The sequence below is a fragment of the Pseudomonas sp. MWU16-30316 genome, assembly GCF_020515645.1.
Taxonomy (GTDB): Bacteria; Pseudomonadota; Gammaproteobacteria; order Pseudomonadales; family Pseudomonadaceae; genus Aquipseudomonas; species Aquipseudomonas cerasi.
In genome coordinates, this window is the sequence record NZ_JAIZAZ010000003.1 from 403,090 (window position 1) to 422,922 (window position 19,833).

Consider the following 19,833-nt stretch of genomic DNA (forward strand, 5'->3'; position numbering starts at 1 on the left):
AGTTTTTAAGCGTATGCCGGTTTTCAAGCGTTTCATTTCGTTCATGCACCAGGCCTTGCGCGCGATGCATCTGGTCTGGACTACTTCCCGAGCGCTGTCCATCGGCCTGATCGTCGCCACGCTGATCGCCGGCTTGCTGCCGGCGCTGGCCGCCTGGTTAGGCCAGCGCATCGTCGATGCGGTGGTCGCTGCGATGCAGTTGCACGCCAGCGCAGGCGAAGCACCGTTATGGCCGGTGTTGCGCTATGTGTTGTTCGAAGCCGGTGTGCTGGCTCTGCTCGCGGCAGCACAGCGCGGGCTTTCCGTGCAGCAGGCGTTGCTGCGCGTGCTGCTGGGGCAGAAGGTCAATACCCTGATTCTGGAGAAGGCCCAGACCCTGTCGCTGTCGCAGTTCGAAGACTCGGAGTTTTACGACAAGCTCGTGCGCGTCCGGCGTGAAGCCTCGACACGGCCGCTGGCACTGGTGACCAAATCCCTGGGATTGCTGCAAAACCTCATTTCGCTGATCAGCTTTGCCGTACTGCTGGTGCATTTCTCGCCCTGGGCGTTGCTGATTCTGGTGCTCGGCGCATTGCCGGTGTTCTTTGCCGAGGCGCATTTTTCCGGCGACGCGTTCCGCCTGTTTACCCGGCGTGCTCCGGAAACCCGTCGGCAGAACTACATCGAAACACTGCTCTCCCACGAGGGCTACATCAAAGAGGTCAAGCTGTTCGGCTTCGCGCCGCTGCTGCTCAAGCGTTACCGCGACACCTTCGAGCGTCTGTATGCCGAAGACCGGCGCCTGACGGTGCGCCGTGATGGTTGGGGCTTCCTGCTCGGCCTGCTCGGCACGGCTGCGTTTTACCTGGCCTACGCCTGGGTGGTGGTCGATGCGGTGCACGGGCGGATCACCCTGGGGCAGATGACCATGTACCTGGTGCTGTTCAAGCAGGGGCAGGCCGCAGTAAGCAGCAGTCTCAGCGCCATCAGTGGTTTATACGAGGACGGGCTGTATCTGGCCGACCTGTATGTCTACCTCGGTCAGCCGGTTACGCCGTCTGCCGGCAGCCTGACCGTGGGCGCGCAGCCCGGTGATGGTATGCGCTTCGAGAACGTCAGTTTCACTTATCCGGGGACCAGCCGTCCGGCACTGGAAAACATCGATCTGCACTTGGCGCCGGGGCGCAGCGTCGCCCTGGTGGGCGAGAACGGCTCGGGAAAAACCACCTTGATCAAGCTGCTGACGCGTCTTTACCAACCTGATCAAGGCCGCATTCTGCTGGACGGCAGCGACCTGCAGGAGTGGGATGAAGACGCCTTGCGCTCGCGCATCGGCGTGATTTTTCAGGACTTCATTCGCTATCAGTTTCTGGTCGGCGAGAACCTCGGCGTTGGCGACACTCAGGCCTTCCATGATGAAGGCCGTTGGCGCGAAGCGGCGGCGCAGGGCATGGCCGCGCAGTTCATCGAGCAGCTCGACAAAGGCTACGCCACACAATTGGGTCGCTGGTTTGCGGGAGGCCAGGAGCTGTCCGGCGGGCAATGGCAGAAAATCGCGTTGTCACGCGCTTACATGCGCCGCGACGCCGATATCCTGATTCTCGACGAGCCGACTGCCGCGCTGGACGCAGGCGCAGAAGCGGCAGTATTCGAGCATTTTCGCGAGTACGCCAAAGGGCGCATGACGCTACTCATATCGCATCGGTTTTCCAGCGTGCGCAACGCCGAACACATTGTGGTGCTGGAGCACGGGCGAGTGCTGGAACGCGGTGATCATGACAGCCTGATCGCCACCGCAGGGCGCTACGCCGCGCTGTTCGATCTGCAGGCGCAGGGTTATCGCTAGGTGAAACCGGATAAAAAGTGTTGCAGTGAATGACCAGTCGGCGTTTTATGGGAGCCCTGTTTCAGGCTGTATCTTTTTGAATCAAACGGAGACATCGATGCAATTTCGTAAATTGGGCAAAACCGATCTGTCGGTCAGCGCGATCTGTCTGGGCACCATGACCTGGGGCGAGCAGAACACCCAGGATGAAGCATTCGAACAGATTCGTATGGCCAAGGATGCCAAGGTCAATTTCCTCGACACCGCAGAAATGTACCCGGTGCCGCCGCGTGGCGAGACCTATACCAAGACCGAAAGCATCATCGGCGAGTACTTCAAGAAGTACGGCGACCGCAACGACTGGGTACTGGCCAGCAAGGTCGCCGGTCCAGGTCGTATGGATCATATCCGCGATGGCAATCCGCGCCTTGACCGCAAGAACATCACTGCGGCGCTGGAAGCCAGCCTCAAGCGCCTTAATACCGATTACCTGGACCTGTACCAGTTGCACTGGCCGGATCGCAAGACCAACTTCTTCGGCGTACTCGGTTACACCCACGACCCGGATGATCAGGCCGTCGAAATCGAAGAGACTCTGTCGGTACTGGGCGATCTGGTCAAGGCGGGCAAGATTCGTCACTTCGGCCTCTCCAACGAAACGCCATGGGGCACTCAGCGTTTTCTGCACCTTGCCGAAACCCTCGATCTGCCACGTGCCGTCTCGATCCAGAACCCCTACAACCTGCTTAACCGCACGTTTGAAGTCGGTCTGGCGGAAATCGCCATTCGCGAACAGATCGGCCTGCTGGCGTACTCGCCACTGGCGTTCGGTGTGCTGGCGGGCAAGTACCTGGATGGCGCACGTCCGGCCGATGGCCGTCTGACCCTGTTCGAGCGTTTTCAGCGCTACAACAATCCGCAGGCCGTCACGGCTACAGCCAGGTACGTCGCGCTGGCCCGCGAGCATGGTCTGGATCCTTCGCAGATGGCGCTGGCCTACGTGACCAGTCGGCCGTTCGTGACCAGTAACATCATTGGCGCCACGAAACTCGATCAACTGAAGATCAATCTGGAGAGCATCGACGTCACGCTGTCCGATGAAGTCATCGCCGGTATCGAGGCCATTCACACCTCGCAGCCAAACCCCGCGCCATAACCTGCACTGAACTTAATTTCAGCCTCGCCAGTCAGCACTAATACGCTTACTCCGAGGCTGAAATTGATGCACATCTCACTCAAGCAACAAGTCGCAATCGTTACCGGCGCCAGTTCCGGTCTGGGCGCAGGTGCCGCGCGCGCGCTGGCAGAGGCCGGTGCCGCCGTCGTGATCAACTACAACTCCAAGCCTGAACCTGCCGAGAAGCTGGCCGAAGAGATTCGCGCGGCCGGGGGCAAGGCGCTGGCTGTGGGTGCCGACGTTTCGAAAGAAGAAGACGTCGAGCGGCTGTTTGCACAGACCATCGAACATTTCGGCGCCGTGGATATTCTGGTCGCCAATTCCGGCTTGCAGAAGGACGCGTCGATCGTCGACATGACGCTGGAAGACTGGAATACCGTCATTAACGTCAACCTGACCGGGCAGTTTCTCTGCGCCCGCGCTGCATTGCGCCAGTTCATCAAGCAGGGCATGCGCCCCGGTGTGTCGCGGGCAATGGGCAAGATCATTCACATGAGTTCAGTGCACCAGTTGATTCCATGGGCCGGGCACGTCAATTACGCAGCGTCCAAGGGCGGCGTCGACCTGTTGATGCGCAGCATCGCTCAGGAAGTCGGCGAGCTTAAAATTCGCGTCAACAGTGTTGCCCCAGGTGCCATCCGTACGCCGATCAATGCCGATGCACGCAAGGGCGACGCCGAGAAGGAAATGCTCAAGCTGATCCCTTATGGTCGTATAGGCGAGCCGGAAGATGTCGCCAATGCTGTGCTCTGGCTGGCTTCCGATGCCTCGGATTATGTGCATGGCACCACCCTGTTCATCGACGGGGGCATGACCCTCTATCCGGAGTTCCGAGGCAATGGCTGATTTTTCCGCAGAGGCGCAAAACCGTATCGAGGATCACGGCATCATCGGCGACATGCGCAGTGCTGCCCTGATCGCCGACACCGGCAGTATCGATTTCTGTTGCTGGCCGGACTTCGACAGCCCGTCGATTTTCACCGCGCTGCTGGACACGCCCGACGCCGGGATCTTTCAGCTGGCGCCCGATCTGCCTGACGCCAGGCGGCTGCAAATCTACCTGCCGGACACCAACGTCCTGCAAACCCGCTGGATTTCCGAGGACGCGGTGGTGGAAGTCACCGACCTGATGCCGATCGGCGAGGACAAGGACGATCTGCCGCGCATCGTGCGCCGCGTTCAGGTGCGCTTTGGCGAGGCCACGCTGCGCATGCGCTGCCGAGTGCGCATGGATTACAGCCGCGCCGATACCACCGCGCGGGTCGAGGGTGAGGACATCTGTTTCGAAGCCGCCGGGCAACCGGGCATGCGCCTGTCGGCGGCGACGCCGTTGCGTCTCGAGCAGCACGACGCCGTGGCCGAATTTCATATGCACAAGGGCCAGACCATCGAGTTCATCCTTGGCGGAATTGACGATCCGAACGTTGCTGCGGGCAAATGCTCGCGCTATTTCGATGACACCTTGAAGTTCTGGCGGCGCTGGTCAGGGCAATCGCAATACACCGGGCGCTGGCGTGAAATGGTCACTCGTTCGGCGTTGGCGCTCAAGCTGCTGACCTCTCGCAAGCACGGCGGTATTGTCGCGGCCGCGACGTTCGGGCTGCCGGAAACCGAGGGCGGCGAACGTAACTGGGATTACCGTTACACCTGGATACGTGACGCGTCGTTCACCGTGTATGCGTTCATGCGCCTGGGGTACACCGATGAAGCCAACGCCTTCATGAGCTGGGTGCGTGGGCGACTGGATGACTGCTGCGAACAGACCGAGAAACTCGGCATTCTCTATGCGCTGGATGGCCACGCCGAGCTGCCGGAAGATAATCTCGATCACTTGTCCGGCTACGGCGGTGCGCAGCCGGCACGCATCGGCAACGAAGCGTACAAGCAGGTTCAGCTGGACATCTACGGTGAGCTGATGGATGCCGTGTACCTGGCCAACAAGTACGGCGACGCCATCTCGCACGACGGTTGGCAGCATGTGGTGCGTCAGGTCGACTATGTGTGCGAGCACTGGAACGACAGGGACGTGGGCATCTGGGAAATGCGCGGCGGCGATCAGCACTTCCTGCACTCCCGGCTTATGTGCTGGGTAGCGCTGGACCGGGCACTGCGTCTGGCCTTCAAGCGTTCACTGTCGGGGCCGTTCGAGCGTTGGACCAAGGTGCGCGAGGAGATCCACAACGATATCTGGGAGAACTTCTGGAACGACGACCTGGGGCACTTCGTGCAGCACAAGGGCAGTCGCAATCTGGACGCCTCGATGTTGCTGATGCCGTTGGTGCGCTTCGTTGGTGCCAATGATCCCAAATGGCTTGCGACGCTGGATGCCATCGAGGCCGCGCTGGTGCGTGACGGAATGGTGTTCCGTTACCGCAACGACGACGATCATGATGATGGCCTGGCAGGTGAGGAGGGCGCCTTCGTGGCTTGCTCGTTCTGGTACGTCGAATGTCTGGCTCGCGCCGGTCGGGTCGAACAGGCGCACTTGGAGTTCGAGCAGTTGCTGCGTTACGCCAATCCGTTAGGCTTGTACGCCGAAGAGTTCGACGCGCATGCTCATCATCTGGGCAATACGCCACAGGCCTTGAGCCATCTGGCGTTGATCAGTGCGGCCAGTTTTCTGGACCGCAAACTGGGCGGCGGGCAGGCGCTTTGGCAGCCCTGAAAAGGTACAGAAACGCATCAATCACAAGCGGCTCCACGTTGTCGCAATGAATAATGCCACCGGCTGTTCTTTCGGCCGGTGGTTTTGAAACGATGGCCGATATTGACTACTTGAATCATGAGCTAAACGCTATCAACCCATCAGCCGCGCCGAGGGCGTTATACCATTCGGTTGTCTGACACTTTCTACGCTGCGACAAGTATTGATTCATGGTTCAATCAAATAACCGGATCGCGCGGTACAACTTCAACGTTATCAGCCATGCGCGGCGCGAAGGGCCGGTAGTTAAGCAGTGATTCTGTCTGCCGAAGGCCGCTCCTGGATTCGTTGGGCCCCCGCGAGCTTCGGCAGCGTTATCTGGATACTCTGCAGGCCTTCGCCAACTTCGCGGCGGCGACGGTGATGGCGGGTTGGCGCCCCGTGAACTCATCTGCCAGCGTGCAGCTCACCAGCGTGTGCGGCAGGAGATCGTACTGGTCGACAACTGGCCGGCGCGCCGCTACCCACTGCAACGTCCGTGCTTCAGGGGATCCTGGAAGCGCCGGTGTGTGGAAGTCACGCGCGAGTTATGTGCCGACAGGGCCAATCCCAAACGACTTGCCAGGCGGTTGGGGATCCACAGATATAGCCAAAAGAAGAGTTCATTGGTCGCAGACATCAAAAAAATAATGAATTTCTTCGCCACGAATAGAGTCACCTATACTTCAAGCCACTGCTGAAAAAGGATCAGACTTTCAATGGCACTTCCAAAGCATTACCGCATTGATTATCTGCTGAATGGTTCGTTCAAGAGCTTTTATATACGAACCGAGAATATGGATAACGCTGAAGCATGGCACTACGCAAGTGTCGATGCAGGTCTCGCACGCATACCGAAATATCGACTGGAGAAGGTCGCTCGGGTATCGAAACCCTATGCCGAGCACTTTGGTGTCACCAATGTTGAGTGGGCTCAGGCCTGAACCCACTCAACCCTGCACCCTGTCATCGGTGAGCGATCTGCTCCAGCGCAAGATTGCGTGTGCGTGGCCCGAATCGGCCGATGGTGACGATCACGATCAACATGCTGCCGACGATGAAGGCCAGCACGCCCGGCGTGCCGAAGTGGTCTAGAAATATCCCGATCAGCAGGCTGCTGAACACCGTTGACAGTCGGCTGAACGAGTAGCAGAAGCCTACCGCGCGGGCGCGGATGTTGGTCGGGAACAGCTCACCCTGATACGAGTGGTAGCTGAAGCTCAGCCATGCGTTGCAGAACGTGATCATGATCCCGCAGAAAATCAGTCCTGCCGCGCTGGTCTGAAAGGCGAACAGGCTGCCAAAAATCATCGCCCCCAACGCCGAACCGACGATTTGCCATTTGTTTTCGAAGCGGTTGGCAAATTTCACGAACAGCAGCGGCCCCAGCGGATAAGCCAGCGTGATCACGAACGCATACCCCAGGCTGTGAGTAACGCTCAGGCCCTGACCCGAGAGCAGGGCAGGCAGCCAGTTGCCGAAGCCAAAGAAGCCGATGGCCTGGAACACATGAAACACAATCAGCATCAGCGCGCGGCGCCGATAGGGTGGCTGCCACATGTCAGCAAATCGGCCGTTGCCTGACAGCGCTACGTTTTCCGGTTCAGGCTCATCCAGTGGTTTGCCGTGGTCCTTGATGCAGCGTGCCTCAATGCCGTCCATGATTCGCTCGGCTTCATCGAAGCGTCCCTTCTGCGCCAGCCAGCGCGGCGATTCCGGCAGCGCCGAGCGCAGCCACCAGACAAACAGGGCGAAGACTGCACTGCTGATCACTACCCAACGCCAGCCGGAAAAACCGAAAGGGTCCTGGGGCACCAGCCACCACGACATCAGCGCGACGCTGGGGACTGACAAAAACTGAATGAAGAAGGCAAAGGCGAATGCCGAACTGCGAATGCGCTTGGGCACCAGTTCCGACAGGTAAGTGTCGATGGTGACCAGCTCGACCCCCAGGCCGATACCCACGACGAAGCGCATGCCTATCACGCCCAGTGCAGAGGTTTGCAGGCCCATGATTACGGTGGCCACGGTGTACCAGATCAGCGCGAAGGTAAAGATCGCACGGCGTCCGTAACGATCGGCAATCGGGCTGACAAGGCTGGCACCGAAGAACAGCCCCAGAAAGGTCGCCGAGGCGAAGGCCGCCTGATCGGAGAAACCAAACAGACCCTGGCTTCCTGTGGCGAAGATCCCGTCGCGGATCAGGCCGGGACTGATGTACGCGGTCTGGAACAGGTCGTAAAGCTCGAAAAAACCGGCGAGAGACAGCAGGGCGACCAGTCGCCAGATAGTCGCGACCGCAGGCAGTCGGTCAATGCGCGCCGAGATATACGCTGCCCGCAACGGCTCGTTCGCGGCTGCCTCGGCATGAGGTAATGAGGTCATGGATGGCCATCCTGAGTTCTTGTTAAGGCCTGAATACTACTCCTTACAATTTGTAATCATTGGTCTTTTAATGCGGTTATTAAGGTTTAAAAGATGAAAAATTGTTTATCGGATCAATTTTTCGATTTTTTATATCGGATCCATTAAAGCGCTGGAATTACGTGGAAATGAGAACGGCGCAGTGATGACCTAGTCAGGCAGAGAGGCAGGCGAAAAACAGCAGGCATGACGCCAGCAATGATGTATCAACATGTGTCGTAAAACCTTAGGATGATGCCTTAACTTTCTGCATTCCGGGTTCCCGTGACGTACAAACTGCCCACTACTGCCACCGCTCCTTTCTGCCCCTCGGCGACTACCGACAGTGTGGCCATTCCGCCGAACGCGTCCTTGCTGCACAAGATGATGCTGTTCGTCGGGCCTGGCCTGCTGGTTTCCATCGGCTACATGGACCCTGGCAACTGGGCGACGGCCATCGAGGCCGGGTCGCGCTTCGGCTACTCACTGCTGTTCGTGGTGGTGCTGGCCAGCCTCTCGGGAATGGTCTTGCAAAACCTATGTTCGCGGTTGGGCATCGCTACCGGCCGTGATCTGGCGCAGCTGTCGGCCGCCCGCTACAGCCGTAAGGTCGCCAAGGGCCAGTGGCTGCTGGCGGAGTTGTCGATCATCGCCACCGATCTGGCGGAAGTGCTGGGGGCAGCGTTGGCGTTTCATCTGTTGCTCGGCGTCTCCATCACCACCGGTGTGGCACTGACCGCCTTCGATACGCTGATCGTGTTGGCCTTGCAGGGCGCCAATTTTCGCCGTCTGGAGGCCATCGTGCTGGGGCTGATTGCAACCATCGCCAGTTGCTTCGCCGTCGAGCTGTTTCTGATCAAGCCGTTCTGGCCAGACGTCGTCGCGGGTCTGAAGCCGAGTTGGGATGTATTGAGCAGCCAGGAGCCGCTGTACATCGCCATCGGCATTCTGGGCGCCACCGTCATGCCGCATAACCTTTACCTGCATTCGTCTGTGGTGCAGACGCGGGTCAACGGTTCGGACCAGGCCAGCAAGGCCAGCGCCATTCGCTATGCGCGCCTCGACACCATCGGTTCGCTGAGCCTGGCACTGCTGATCAATGCGGCGATTCTGATCCTCGCTGCTGCCGCTTTTCACAAGACCGGGCATACCGAGGTGGTCGAGATTCAGGACGCCTATCACCTGCTCGATCCGCTGGTAGGTGGCGCGATCGCCAGCGTGCTGTTCGGTATCGCGCTGCTGGCGGCAGGGCAAAGCTCGACATTTACCGGCACGATTGCCGGGCAAGTGGTGCTCGAAGGTTTTCTGCAGGCAAAGATTCCGTGCTGGCAGCGGCGCTTGATCACGCGGGCGCTGGCACTGATTCCGGCGCTGATCGGTGTGATCTGGCTGGGTGACAGCTCGGTGGGGCAGATGCTGGTGCTCAGCCAGGTTGTGCTGAGCCTGCAGCTGCCATTCGCGCTCTGGCCGCTGATTCGCTTTACCAGCGACCCACAACTGATGGGGCCGTTCGTCAACAGCCGGCTGGTGAAAACGGCTGCCTGGGGTCTGTTCGGGCTGATCTCGGCGGCCAATCTTACATTGCTGTGGTTCTGGATCAGCTGAACTTGGGCGGCGGCAGCGACTCTCAAGCCTGACACCAATGTCAGCCGTCAGGTAGCCGGACATGAGCACACCGAGCGACAAGGGCAGCGTCTTCGAAACCGATTTGCCCGCCCGACTGGACCGACTGCCCTGGGGGCGGTTTCACACCTTGCTGGTCGTGGCGCTGGGCATCACCTGGCTGCTTGACGGCCTGGAAGTCACCCTTGCAGGGTCGGTAGCCGGCGCCTTGAAAGCCAGCCCGGCGCTCAATCTCACCAATAGCGACATTGGCCTGGCGGGCGCCGCGTACATTGCCGGTGCCGTGTTGGGCGCGTTGTTCTTTGGCTGGCTGGCGGACCGTCTTGGGCGCCGCAAGCTGTTCTTCATCACCTTGCTGCTGTATGTCGGTGCGACGGCCGCTACGGCGTTCTCCTTCAGCGTATGGAGCTTCATGCTGTTCCGCTTTCTGACCGGTATGGGCATCGGTGGCGAGTACACGGCAATCAACTCGACCATTCAGGAATTTACCCCGGCCCGCTACCGGGGCTGGGTCGACCTGACCATCAACGGCACGTTCTGGCTGGGTGCCGCGCTCGGTGCGATTGGCTCGATTGTCTTGCTCGACCCCCTGTGGATCGGGGCCGAGCTGGGCTGGCGCCTGTGTTTCGGCATTGGTGCGGTATTGGGTCTGCTGGTTCTGCTGATGCGACTGTGGCTGCCGGAAAGCCCGCGCTGGCTGTTGATACACGGCCAGGCTGAACAGGCGAAGCAGATCGTCGAGCAGATAGAAACCGACTTACAGCGCCAGGGCCACGTATTGCCCGCCGTAGCAGGCAAGCCCCTGCGCCTGCACGCACGAGACCACACGCCGCTGGGCGAGGTCGCCAGGACGTTGCTGGTGACGTTTCGTCAGCGTTCGCTGGTAGGCCTGACGCTGCTCACCGCCCAGGCGTTTTTCTACAACGCGATCTTTTTCACCTACGCCCTGGTGCTGACCGACTTCTATAGCGTGCCGGCCGAGCGCGTCGGCTGGTACGTGCTGCCGCTGGCGCTGGGTAATTTCTGCGGTCCGCTGCTGCTGGGCAGACTGTTTGACGTGATTGGCCGGCGGGTGATGATCAGCCTCACGTATGGCCTGTCGGGCGTACTGCTGGCAATCAGTGGCTACCTGTTCCAGCAAGGTGTGCTGGACGTGACCCAGCAGGCCATTGCGTGGATGGTGATTTTCTTCTTTGCGTCGGCAGCGGCCAGCTCGGCCTACCTGACAGTGGCGGAAACCTTTCCACTGGAAATCCGTGCGTTGGCAATCGCAGTGTTCTACGCGTTCGGTACGGGGCTGGGCGGTATGATTGGCCCGACCCTGTTTGGGGAGTTGATTGAAACAGGTGAGCGCAGCAATATGTTGATCGGTTATCTGATCGGCGCCGGGCTGATGTTGCTGGCGGCGCTGGTGCAGGCGATATGGGGTGCGGCTGCCGAGCGCAAGTCTCTGGAAGACGTAGCGAGACCGCTGTCGCAGGCCGGGGACAACTAGTGGCGGTTAACGGAATACACCGCGAAGGCCATCTACGGATGCACGCAGGCCGATGATCCGCTCACTGACTTCTTGCGCTTCGTGTGCACGGGAGGTTCGCTCGAGGTAGAGGAGATGCCCGGCGAGGTTGGCCGAAACTCGCTCTAGCTCGTCGGCGGTGCGCCTGACGTAGGCCTGGATGTCTTGCATTTGTTCGATCTGCACGGATGGTGCCCTTATAGGTCGCATCCGAGCGCACTAAATGAACGGGTGGCTATCATCAATCCACCCAACCGAGTTGTCGGCGGCAAGGTCGGCTTTCTTTAACGCCGCAGATAAATAAACAGGCCAATCATTTTTTCGCATCGGGCCGATCAGCCTAATCATCTTCCTGATCATCGTGTTCCGAATAGGAATCCAGCAACTCGGCCAGTGCCAGCGTGCGGTCCAGTCCACTGCGCGTGGACATGATTTCGGCTACCGCCTGCGTGGCGGCGACTCTGGCGGCTTCGCGTTCGGCATCGGTGTTATTGGGCGTGGCGGCCTGCGCAGCCTCAATAATCGATTGCTCAAAGGTATTCATGGTGCTCGCTCGTGAAATTCAAGTGCCTGTGATACCGAGAATGGCGGATTGTTTCAAGGCCGATCAATCACCTTCGTAGGGAAATTCCTCTAGGCTCTGCATCAAGGCAACGCCCTGTGGCCCCTGAAGGTTCTCCAGCACCCAGCAACTGTTGGCATTTTTTGCCAGCAGCAGGCGTGTCGTCTGGCTGGCGACCGGCTGTTGAGGGGCATCCTTGTAACCCAGGTTATAGGTCATTTCGACCACCGCCTGCTTGTCCGAGTTGGACACCAGCTTCCAGTCGATCGGCTTTTGCACATCACCGTCCTGCGCATCGGTCCACGGGTTGGCACTGACGGCGCATTGATCGCCGTTCTGGCACGCCCAGTCCTTCTTGAGCAGGCTCAGCAGAGGTTTGGACAAATAATCAGCGCTGCCTTTGCCGTTCAGATAAAAATCCTGGTGCTTCTCGTAGATCCAGCGCGCCGTGTCGACCGGGGTCGCAGCCGGGCAGGCCGCATGGGCAGTGGTTGAAAGCAGGCAAGCGAAGGCAATGGCGACGGTTCTGGACATGGAGCGGGCTCGCAGAAAAGGTGGCAGTGAGAGTGACAGGCACATGACAGTGCATTTGTAAGCCAAGTGGACAAAAAAGCAATGGTTTTGGTCACGCATCAGAGGGTCGGGCAGGCTGAACCGAATTGAGGGTAATTTCATTCAATACGCGGTTCGCTGCCGTCACTACCTTGATCCGGTCATTTCCGATCGTATTCAAGGGGGTTTTCCATGAGTCTGCTGATTTCCATGGCCGCGTTTGCACTGGCTTCTTCCATCACTCCCGGGCCGGTCAACATCGTGGCGCTGAGTGCCGGTGCACGCTATGGCGTCAGACCAGCCATGCGCCATGTGTTGGGTGCCACGCTGGGCTTTACCCTTTTGTTGCTGCTCATCGGTTTTGGCCTGCATGAAACCTTGCAGCAATGGCCCTTTCTGACCCGAATCATTCAGTGGTCCGGCGTGATATTTCTGCTGTACATGGCGTTTCGACTAGCCATCGACAGTGGACAACTGAACATGAGCGAGCAGGGCGCTGGTCCTTCGCTGGTGCACGGAGCAATCATGCAGTGGCTCAACCCCAAAGCCTCGCTGGCTTCGATAGCCGGCATGGGAGTTTTTGTCGCCAACGGCGAGGCTGCCTTGATCTGGCAATTCGCAGGAATCTACTGCGTGGTGTGCTATCTGTCGCTGGGCTGCTGGGTCTTTGCCGGAAGCTTTCTTGGGCATTGCTTGCGCAGCGCGGCAAGTGTGCGCGTCTTCAACCGCATCATGGCGCTACTACTGGCTGGCTGCGCGGTATATCTGCTGATCTGACCCGTGTCATCACAGCCGATACTGCCCTGGCGTTGCTGCCAGATGCTTTTTGAACTCACGTTGAAAGTGCGCCTGATCGGCAAAGCCTGCCTCCTGAGCAACATCGGCGATCATCTTGCCGCTTTTCAGCTGTCTGCGGGCATGCTGGATCCGCCGATTGAGCAGGTAGGCATGCGGAGTCAGATGATAGCGCTGTTCGAACGAGCGAATCAGGTAGGACGCCGAGAGATTGGCTGCGGCACAAATGTCGGAAAGCCTGATGGGCCGGGTGAAATTGTCGTTGATGTATTCGGCGGCTCGGGCAACGCGAGGTGATGGTGGGCGGGGCCGTGCCGGTGCCGTGCCGAGTGACTCCAGCATCAGGGTAAAGAAGGCCACGGCTGAGCAGTGTTTTTGCAGCGTATCGATTCTCGTATCAGTCAGCGTCTGGAACAGCGCAGTCAATGCAGCGAACAGGATCGAATCATCGCTGTGCGTATGGGGCAATGGTTGAAAACCGTGCCCGGCATTCAACCCCGTTTCGCCCTGAATGTCGCCCAGCCAGCCGCTGTCCACATAGAGCATCAGATACGACCAGGCCTGGTCATTGATCGGGTTACAGGCATGCACGTCGCCCGGATTCATCAACACAACAGTGCCTGACGTGACGCACTGTGAGGTCTTTTCATGCACATAGGTGCTCTGTCCGGCAGTGATCGCGCCGACGGAAAAGATCTCATGCGAGTGAGGCGCGTAACAGACCCGTCGCCCATCCTCTACAGAACGGGCTTCGATGAACGAAAGGTGCTCATCGCGCCAGAAAAAAGGGGTTGCGGTCGATTTGCTGGGTTCGTTGCGGTTCATGCTGATATCCCGTCGGCAGAGCGACGAGAGTACCGGATGCTGAGCGATATTGGCCATCGCTCATGCGATGTTGGCCTGTCGAGACGAGCTCTGCGCTGACATGCACTGAATGGCGCCCTGCGGCGCTCGGACATGTTCACGCAGAGCGCTGGCGAAGCAGGCTGCGCCTTACTTCTTGACCGGCACGATGTCCATGATCTGGCCATTGACCTTCTGGAAACGCACGTACTTGTCGTTAATCTTTACCCATTCGCTTTCCTTGGCGGGTGTTTCCAGGCCTTTGCTTTTCCAGTCCTTCACTTCCAGGTCGCTGCGACGATATTTTTCCGGAACGCGGGAGCCTACTTCCAGCTCATGGACGTTGTCCTTGGATTCGGTGACTTTCGGGTCCGCCGTCTCTGCCGCGTGAACGGGCAGGGTGACGGCGGAAAAGCAGCCGAGCAAGGTCATGCAGGCGATCAACGATTTGCTGTTCATGTGAAGACTCCCAGTCTTTGGTATCAGGCGATGGCTTAATGCCTCGTAATAACTCGGACCTTCACCGTGGCAAATCATTCGATCGGGTTTGCTGTGCTCAGCCTTTCAGTGCCTCGGCGATGGTTGCCGAAAGCGGGGTGGTCGGGCGGCCGATCAGCGCGCTCAACTGGCGACTGTCATCGAACAGGGCGCCCTTGGCAGCAGCGGCATCGGAATCTGCCAGCAACCGGGCCACGAAGTCAGGCAGGCCTGCCTGGATAAGCGCGGCTTCGAATTCGGCCTGTGGCAGGTTGACGTAAGGCAGGGACTTGCCGCTCTGCGTCGACAACTGCGCTGCAAATTCGGACAGCGTGTAGGACTCGTCGCCTGCCAGCTCATACACCTTACCAGCCTGTGTCGTTTCCGATGTCAGCAGCACTGCGGCCGCCTCGGCGTAATCCAGACGCGAAGCAGAGCTGATACGACCCTCGTCGGCACTGCCCATGACCGCGCCATGGGTCAGTGCGCCCGGAATGCCTGCGGTGTAGTTTTCGGTGTACCAGCCATTGCGCAGCAACACGAACGGCAGGCCGCTGGCGCTCAGGTACTCTTCGGTTTCGCTGTGCTCCCTGGCCAGGCTCAATGCCGAGGTCTTGGCACGCAGAACGCTGGTGTAGGCCAGCAGCTTGACCCCGGCGCGCTTGGCCGCATCAATCACCGCCTTGTGCTGCGGCAGGCGCTGACCCACTTCGCTGGAGGAAATCAGCAGCACTTTGTCGGCACCGGCAAATGCACTGTCGAGTGTCGCAGGCTGTGAATAGTCGGCCTGACGAACCTGAGTACCCTGCCTGGACAGATCGGCGGCCTTTTCCGGACTGCGCACGGCGGCGATGATTTGCGAAGCGGGTACGCGGCTGAGCAACTGTTCAATGACGAGGCGGCCAAGCTGGCCTGTGGCACCGGTGACAACGATCATGGAATGATTCCTTGAATCAGGTTGAAAGGAAGCGCCAGCATAGTCATGATGCTTACCTTTAGTAAGTACGTACAAAAAGGTAAGTGTCATGAGCGAATCCGCTTCGCAATCAAGTACCCGGCAATCAGGTGTTATGCAGCAAGGCTTCCCGCCGGAAGCGGCCGAGACGCTATTGGCGCTGGTCCGTCAGGGCCAGGTGCTGGCCACTGACTGTCCTTCGCGGGTGGTGCTCAATCATGTCTGCAGCCGTTGGGGCGTGCTGGTGCTGGTGGTGTTGCGGGGTGGCATGCATCGCTTCAGCGAAGTACGCCGCAAGATCGGCGGGGTAAGCGAGAAAATGCTCGCGCAAACGCTTCAACATCTGGAGCATGATGGTTTCGTCAGCCGCAAGTCGTTGCCGATAGTGCCTCCGCATGTTCAGTACCGCTTGACCCCAATGGGCGAAGAGGTCGCCTTGCAGGTTGAAACCCTCGTCACCTGGATCGAGACCAATCTGCCGCGCATCATGCAGGCCCGCGAAGCGTCGAATACGCTGCAGATCACGCCCGAATGAGTCTTTTCTGACAGATTTTTCATCCTGTGATTGTCGGCTTGATCGCCTGTAATCAGCCGCTTCTTGGTATGGTGCGCGCCGAAATCTTTATATACACGTTTAGTTGCGCCGTTTGCCCTTCACCGAGAAGCTGTAGAAATGCCCAATCCAATTCCCCTGAAAGACCACGAAAAAGAGACGCGGCTGGTCAATCAGCGCCTGATTGCCTGCGCGGTGCTGGTCGGCCTGCTGGCTGCCTGTCTGGTCGCGCGCATGTATTTCCTGCAAGTCACCGAGTTCGACTATCACTCGACCATTTCCGAAAACAACCGTGTTCACGTGCTGCCGATCCCGCCCGAGCGCGGTTTGATCTTTGACCGCAATGGCGAAGTGCTTGCCGACAATCGCCCCAGTTTCAACCTGACCCTGACCCGTGAACGCGCCGGCGACTGGCACAAGGTGATCGACGAACTGATGACCCTGCTGGAATTGCCCGACGAAGACCGGATTCTGTTCGACAAAGAACTGAAGCAGGTCCGTCATCCGTTCGAACCGGCAACATTGCTCTATGAACTCACCGAAGAGCAGATCGCTATTCTGGCGGTCAATCAGTACCTGCTGCCGGGCGTGGACGTGGCGGCGCAGTTCGTTCGCCATTACCCGTTGGGCGCCCATTTCGCGCATTCGATCGGCTACGTCGGCCGCATCAACGAAAAGGAAGCGGCCCATCTCGATAACGAGTATCGCGGCACGCAGTCCATCGGCAAGACCGGCGTCGAGCGCTTCTACGAGTCTGAGCTGCACGGCCACGTAGGCTATGAAGAGGTCGAAACCAACGCCCAGGGCCGCGTGCTGCGCGTGCTGAAACACACTGACCCGGTGCCGGGCAAGAACATTACCCTCACGCTGGACGCGCATTTGCAGGCCGCGGCGGAAAACGCGCTGGGTGATCGACGCGGCTCCGTGGTTGCACTGGACCCGGAAACCGGTGACGTGCTGGCGATGGTCAGCAAGCCAAGCTTCGACCCCAACCTGTTCGTCACCGGCATCAGCTTCAAACAGTATGCGGCGCTGCGCGATTCCATTGACCGGCCACTGTTCAACCGAGTGCTGCGTGGCCTGTACGCACCGGGCTCGACAGTCAAGCCGGAAGTGGCGATTGCCGGTCTCGACAGCGGTGTGATGACCGCCTCGACAAAGGTCTTCGATCCCGGCTACTTCCAGTTGCCGGACTTCGACCACAAATACCGTAACTGGAATCACAGTGGCGATGGCTGGGTGGACATGGACACGGCGATCATGCGTTCCAATGACACCTATTTCTACACGGTGGCGCACAAGCTCGGCATCGACCGCCTGCACGACTACATGACCATGTTCGGTATCGGCCAGAAGGTGTCGCTGGACATGTTCGAGGAGTCTGCAGGGCTTATGCCGTCCCGCGAATGGAAGCGGGCCACGCGTCGCCAGGCATGGTTCCCCGGCGAAACGGTGATTCTCGGCATTGGCCAGGGCTACATGCAGGTCACGCCGTTGCAACTGGCTCAGGCCACTTCACTGATTGCCAGCAAGGGTGTCTGGCATCGACCGCATCTGGCGATGGAAGTCGGTGATAAGGCACCTGTCGACGAGCATCCGATGCCAAATATCGTGTTGCGCGATCCCAATGAATGGAATCAGGTCAATACCGGCATGCAGATGGTCATGCACGATCCCCGCGGCATTGCGCGGGATGCGGCCAAGGGCGCTCAGTACCGCATCGCCGGCAAAAGTGGTACGGCGCAGGTGGTGGCGATCAAGCAGGGTGAGCGCTATAACCGTCTGAAGACCCTTGAGCGTAACCGCGACAACGCCTTGTTCGTCGGTTTCGCGCCGGCCGACCATCCGAAAATCGTCGTGTCGGTGACCATCGAGAACGGCGAGGCGGGTGGCCGGGTAGCAGGCCCCGTGGTGCGGGAGATTCTCGATGCCTGGCTGCTGGACAGCGAGGGCAAGCTCAAGCCTGAGTACGCCACACCCACCAAGGCGCCGGGCAACCCGCACGCCTGATCAGCGTTTTAAAACGCTTGCCGAACGACCGAGCCCTGAACAGGGCTCAGGTTTTCTGAACTGTCGAGAATGCATCGGGTCGACCACAACAGGCGTGGCAGAGCGCTGCGCGCGTTTTACCGAACTCATTATCATTGCCTCGACAAGGAACCCGGAATGTCCAAGACCATTGCCGACCATCTCGCGCAAACCCTCGCAGCGGCGGGTGTTTCGCACATCTGGGGGGTGTCCGGAGACAGCCTCAACGGCCTGACCGACAGCTTGGAACGCACCGATTCGATTCGCTGGATGCACACCCGTCATGAAGAAGTCGCAGCCTTTGCTGCCGGTGCGCAGGCGGCGTCCAGCGGCAAGCTGGCGGTCTGCGCCGGCAGCTGCGGACCGGGCAACCTGCACCTGATCAATGGCCTGTACGACTGCCATCGCAACCGGGTGCCGGTTCTGGCAATTGCTGCGCATATTCCGTCTTCGGAAATCGGTCTGGATTATTTTCAGGAAACCCATCCGCAGGAGCTGTTCAAGGAGTGCAGCCACTTCGTCGAACTGGTCAGCAACCCCGAGCAGTTCCCGCGTGTGCTGGAACGTGCCATGCGTGCTGCGATCAGTCAGAAAGGTGTGGCGGTAATCGTCTTGCCGGGCGACGTGGCGCTCAGCGCTGCGCCGGATGTCGCGGCAAAATGGATCGAGGCTACAGCGCCCAACGTGGTGCCTGCCGAAAACGATCTGCAGTCGATGGCCGACATGCTCAACGATTCCAAAGCCGTCACACTCCTGTGCGGTGCGGGTTGCGAGGGTGCCCACGAGCAGGTTCTGGCGTTGGCGGATACGCTGGGCGCGCCGATCGTTCACGCATTGCGCGGCAAGCAGCATGTCGAATACGACAATCCCTTCGACGTCGGCATGACCGGCCTGATCGGCTTCAGCTCCGGCTACCACGCCATGCTGTCCTGCGACACGCTGGTGATTCTCGGCAGCAGCTTCCCCTATCGGAATTTCTACCCCGAAAAAGCCGACATCATCCAGATCGATCTCGATCCGACCCAGCTAGGGCGTCGCACGCCGGTGGCGCTGGGTCTGGTGGGCGGGGTGCGGGAAACCCTGGAGGCGCTTCAGCCAAAGCTCAGGCCGCACACCGATCGCCGTTTCCTCGACAAGGCCCTGAAGCACTACGCCAAGGCCCGTGAGGAACTGGACGAACTGGCCACCCCGACGCCAGATGGTACGCCGATTCATCCGCAGTACCTCACTCGACTGGTCGACGAGCAGGCGGATGCCGATGCGATCTTTACCGTCGACGTCGGTACGCCGACGCTGTGGGCTGCACGCTATCTGCACATGAATGGCAGGCGCAGTCTGCTCGGCTCGTTCAACCACGGCTCGATGGCCAACGCTTTGCCACAAGCTCTGGGGGCCAAGGCTGAACATCCGGATCGTCAGGTCGTAGCCTTGTGTGGCGACGGCGGTCTGTCCATGTTGCTGGGCGACTTGCTCAGCATTCGTCAGTTGAACCTGCCTATCAAGATGGTGGTGTTCAACAACAGCTCGCTGGGCTTCGTCGACATGGAAATGAAAGCCAGCGGCTACGTGCCGCATGGCACTGACCTGCATGAAACCAACTTCGCCGGGATTGCCCTGGGCGCAGGCATTCTGGGCCTGCGTGTCGAGAACGCCGAAGAGTTGCCTGCCGCCTTGCGCAAGGCGTTCGATCATCCCGGTCCGGTGCTGATCGACGTTGTCACTGCCAAGCAGGAGTTGGGCATCCCACCGAAAATCAAGCTGGCCCAGGCCAAGGGCTTCAGCCTGTACATGATGCGCGCGATCATGAGCGGGCGCGGCAGTGAAGTGCTGGAGCTGGCGAAAACCAACCTGCGTTAATCAGTTAT

The 19,833-nt window shown here is 59.4% G+C and carries 18 protein-coding genes; 11 read left to right on the forward strand and 7 right to left on the reverse strand.

What is annotated here, in order from left to right:
- Nucleotides 1-13 precede the first annotated feature (13 nt).
- The 5 genes from LCH65_RS12910 (at nucleotide 14) to LCH65_RS12930 (ending at nucleotide 6,608) form a co-directional block, all read left to right on the forward strand.
- Complete coding sequence (locus LCH65_RS12910) at nucleotides 14-1,825, forward strand: ABC transporter ATP-binding protein (protein WP_003367258.1); 1,812 nt, start codon at nucleotides 14-16, stop codon at nucleotides 1,823-1,825.
- 97 nt (nucleotides 1,826-1,922) lie between these two features.
- Nucleotides 1,923-2,960, forward strand: coding sequence for an NADP(H)-dependent aldo-keto reductase (locus LCH65_RS12915; RefSeq protein ID WP_003367259.1), 1,038 nt, complete (start codon nucleotides 1,923-1,925; stop codon nucleotides 2,958-2,960).
- A gap of 66 nt (nucleotides 2,961-3,026) precedes the next feature.
- Entirely contained in the window at nucleotides 3,027-3,827 is an 801-nt protein-coding gene (locus LCH65_RS12920; protein WP_058397301.1) for an SDR family oxidoreductase, read from the forward strand.
- Nucleotides 3,820-5,646, forward strand: coding sequence for a glycoside hydrolase family 15 protein (locus LCH65_RS12925; RefSeq protein ID WP_226439523.1), 1,827 nt, complete (start codon nucleotides 3,820-3,822; stop codon nucleotides 5,644-5,646). The genes LCH65_RS12920 and LCH65_RS12925 overlap by 8 nt, the downstream gene beginning before the upstream one ends.
- A gap of 737 nt (nucleotides 5,647-6,383) precedes the next feature.
- Entirely contained in the window at nucleotides 6,384-6,608 is a 225-nt protein-coding gene (locus tag LCH65_RS12930) for a DUF6555 family protein (protein WP_054081804.1), read from the forward strand.
- Between the two features lie 22 nt (nucleotides 6,609-6,630).
- Here the strand turns inward: LCH65_RS12930 and LCH65_RS12935 are convergent, their stop codons facing one another.
- Entirely contained in the window at nucleotides 6,631-8,049 is a 1,419-nt protein-coding gene (locus LCH65_RS12935; RefSeq protein ID WP_044308370.1) for an MFS transporter, read from the reverse strand.
- A gap of 315 nt (nucleotides 8,050-8,364) precedes the next feature.
- Here LCH65_RS12935 and LCH65_RS12940 point away from each other — a divergent pair, with 315 nt between their 5' ends.
- The gene (locus tag LCH65_RS12940) at nucleotides 8,365-9,672 is read left to right on the forward strand and encodes an Nramp family divalent metal transporter (protein WP_161429332.1); all 1,308 of its coding nucleotides are present in this window, start codon (nucleotides 8,365-8,367) and stop codon (nucleotides 9,670-9,672) included.
- 61 nt (nucleotides 9,673-9,733) lie between these two features.
- Entirely contained in the window at nucleotides 9,734-11,185 is a 1,452-nt protein-coding gene (locus LCH65_RS12945; protein WP_103735531.1) for an MFS transporter, read from the forward strand.
- A gap of 6 nt (nucleotides 11,186-11,191) precedes the next feature.
- Here LCH65_RS12945 and LCH65_RS12950 read toward each other — a convergent pair whose 3' ends face one another.
- The 3 genes from LCH65_RS12950 to LCH65_RS12960 all read right to left on the reverse strand — a co-directional run bounded on the left by LCH65_RS12950 (nucleotide 11,192) and on the right by LCH65_RS12960 (nucleotide 12,299).
- Nucleotides 11,192-11,389: a hypothetical protein gene (locus LCH65_RS12950; protein WP_003367267.1), complete on the reverse strand. Its 198-nt coding sequence runs from the start codon at nucleotides 11,387-11,389 to the stop codon at nucleotides 11,192-11,194.
- Nucleotides 11,390-11,543: 154 nt separating this feature from the next.
- The gene (locus LCH65_RS12955) at nucleotides 11,544-11,747 is read right to left on the reverse strand and encodes a hypothetical protein (protein WP_003367271.1); all 204 of its coding nucleotides are present in this window, start codon (nucleotides 11,745-11,747) and stop codon (nucleotides 11,544-11,546) included.
- A gap of 63 nt (nucleotides 11,748-11,810) precedes the next feature.
- Nucleotides 11,811-12,299 carry a DUF3828 domain-containing protein gene (locus LCH65_RS12960; protein ID WP_003317876.1) on the reverse strand — a complete coding sequence of 163 codons (489 nt, stop codon included), beginning with the start codon at nucleotides 12,297-12,299 and terminating at the stop codon, nucleotides 11,811-11,813.
- Nucleotides 12,300-12,509: 210 nt separating this feature from the next.
- Between LCH65_RS12960 and LCH65_RS12965 the strand changes: the two genes are divergently transcribed.
- Nucleotides 12,510-13,094, forward strand: coding sequence for a LysE family translocator (locus tag LCH65_RS12965; RefSeq protein ID WP_226439524.1), 585 nt, complete (start codon nucleotides 12,510-12,512; stop codon nucleotides 13,092-13,094).
- Between the two features lie 9 nt (nucleotides 13,095-13,103).
- On the opposite strand, the gene LCH65_RS12970 is transcribed toward LCH65_RS12965, so the two are convergent.
- From LCH65_RS12970 to LCH65_RS12980, 3 genes are all read right to left on the reverse strand, one after another.
- Nucleotides 13,104-13,937, reverse strand: coding sequence for an AraC family transcriptional regulator (locus LCH65_RS12970; protein ID WP_003367277.1), 834 nt, complete (start codon nucleotides 13,935-13,937; stop codon nucleotides 13,104-13,106).
- Between the two features lie 168 nt (nucleotides 13,938-14,105).
- Nucleotides 14,106-14,414, reverse strand: coding sequence for an RcnB family protein (locus LCH65_RS12975; RefSeq protein ID WP_003367279.1), 309 nt, complete (start codon nucleotides 14,412-14,414; stop codon nucleotides 14,106-14,108).
- A gap of 97 nt (nucleotides 14,415-14,511) precedes the next feature.
- The gene (locus LCH65_RS12980) at nucleotides 14,512-15,369 is read right to left on the reverse strand and encodes an SDR family oxidoreductase (RefSeq protein WP_054081802.1); all 858 of its coding nucleotides are present in this window, start codon (nucleotides 15,367-15,369) and stop codon (nucleotides 14,512-14,514) included.
- Between the two features lie 133 nt (nucleotides 15,370-15,502).
- Here LCH65_RS12980 and LCH65_RS12985 point away from each other — a divergent pair, with 133 nt between their 5' ends.
- The 3 genes from LCH65_RS12985 to poxB all read left to right on the forward strand — a co-directional run bounded on the left by LCH65_RS12985 (nucleotide 15,503) and on the right by poxB (nucleotide 19,825).
- A complete protein-coding gene (locus LCH65_RS12985) occupies nucleotides 15,503-15,922 on the forward strand; it encodes a helix-turn-helix domain-containing protein (protein WP_054081801.1) in 420 nt (139 codons plus the stop codon).
- 138 nt (nucleotides 15,923-16,060) lie between these two features.
- On the forward strand, nucleotides 16,061-17,950 hold the full coding sequence (gene mrdA / locus LCH65_RS12990) for a penicillin-binding protein 2 (protein WP_044308376.1): 1,890 nt from the start codon (nucleotides 16,061-16,063) through the stop codon (nucleotides 17,948-17,950).
- A gap of 156 nt (nucleotides 17,951-18,106) precedes the next feature.
- A complete protein-coding gene (gene poxB / locus LCH65_RS12995; protein WP_054081800.1) occupies nucleotides 18,107-19,825 on the forward strand; it encodes a ubiquinone-dependent pyruvate dehydrogenase in 1,719 nt (572 codons plus the stop codon).
- The last annotated feature ends 8 nt before the right edge of the window (nucleotides 19,826-19,833 follow it).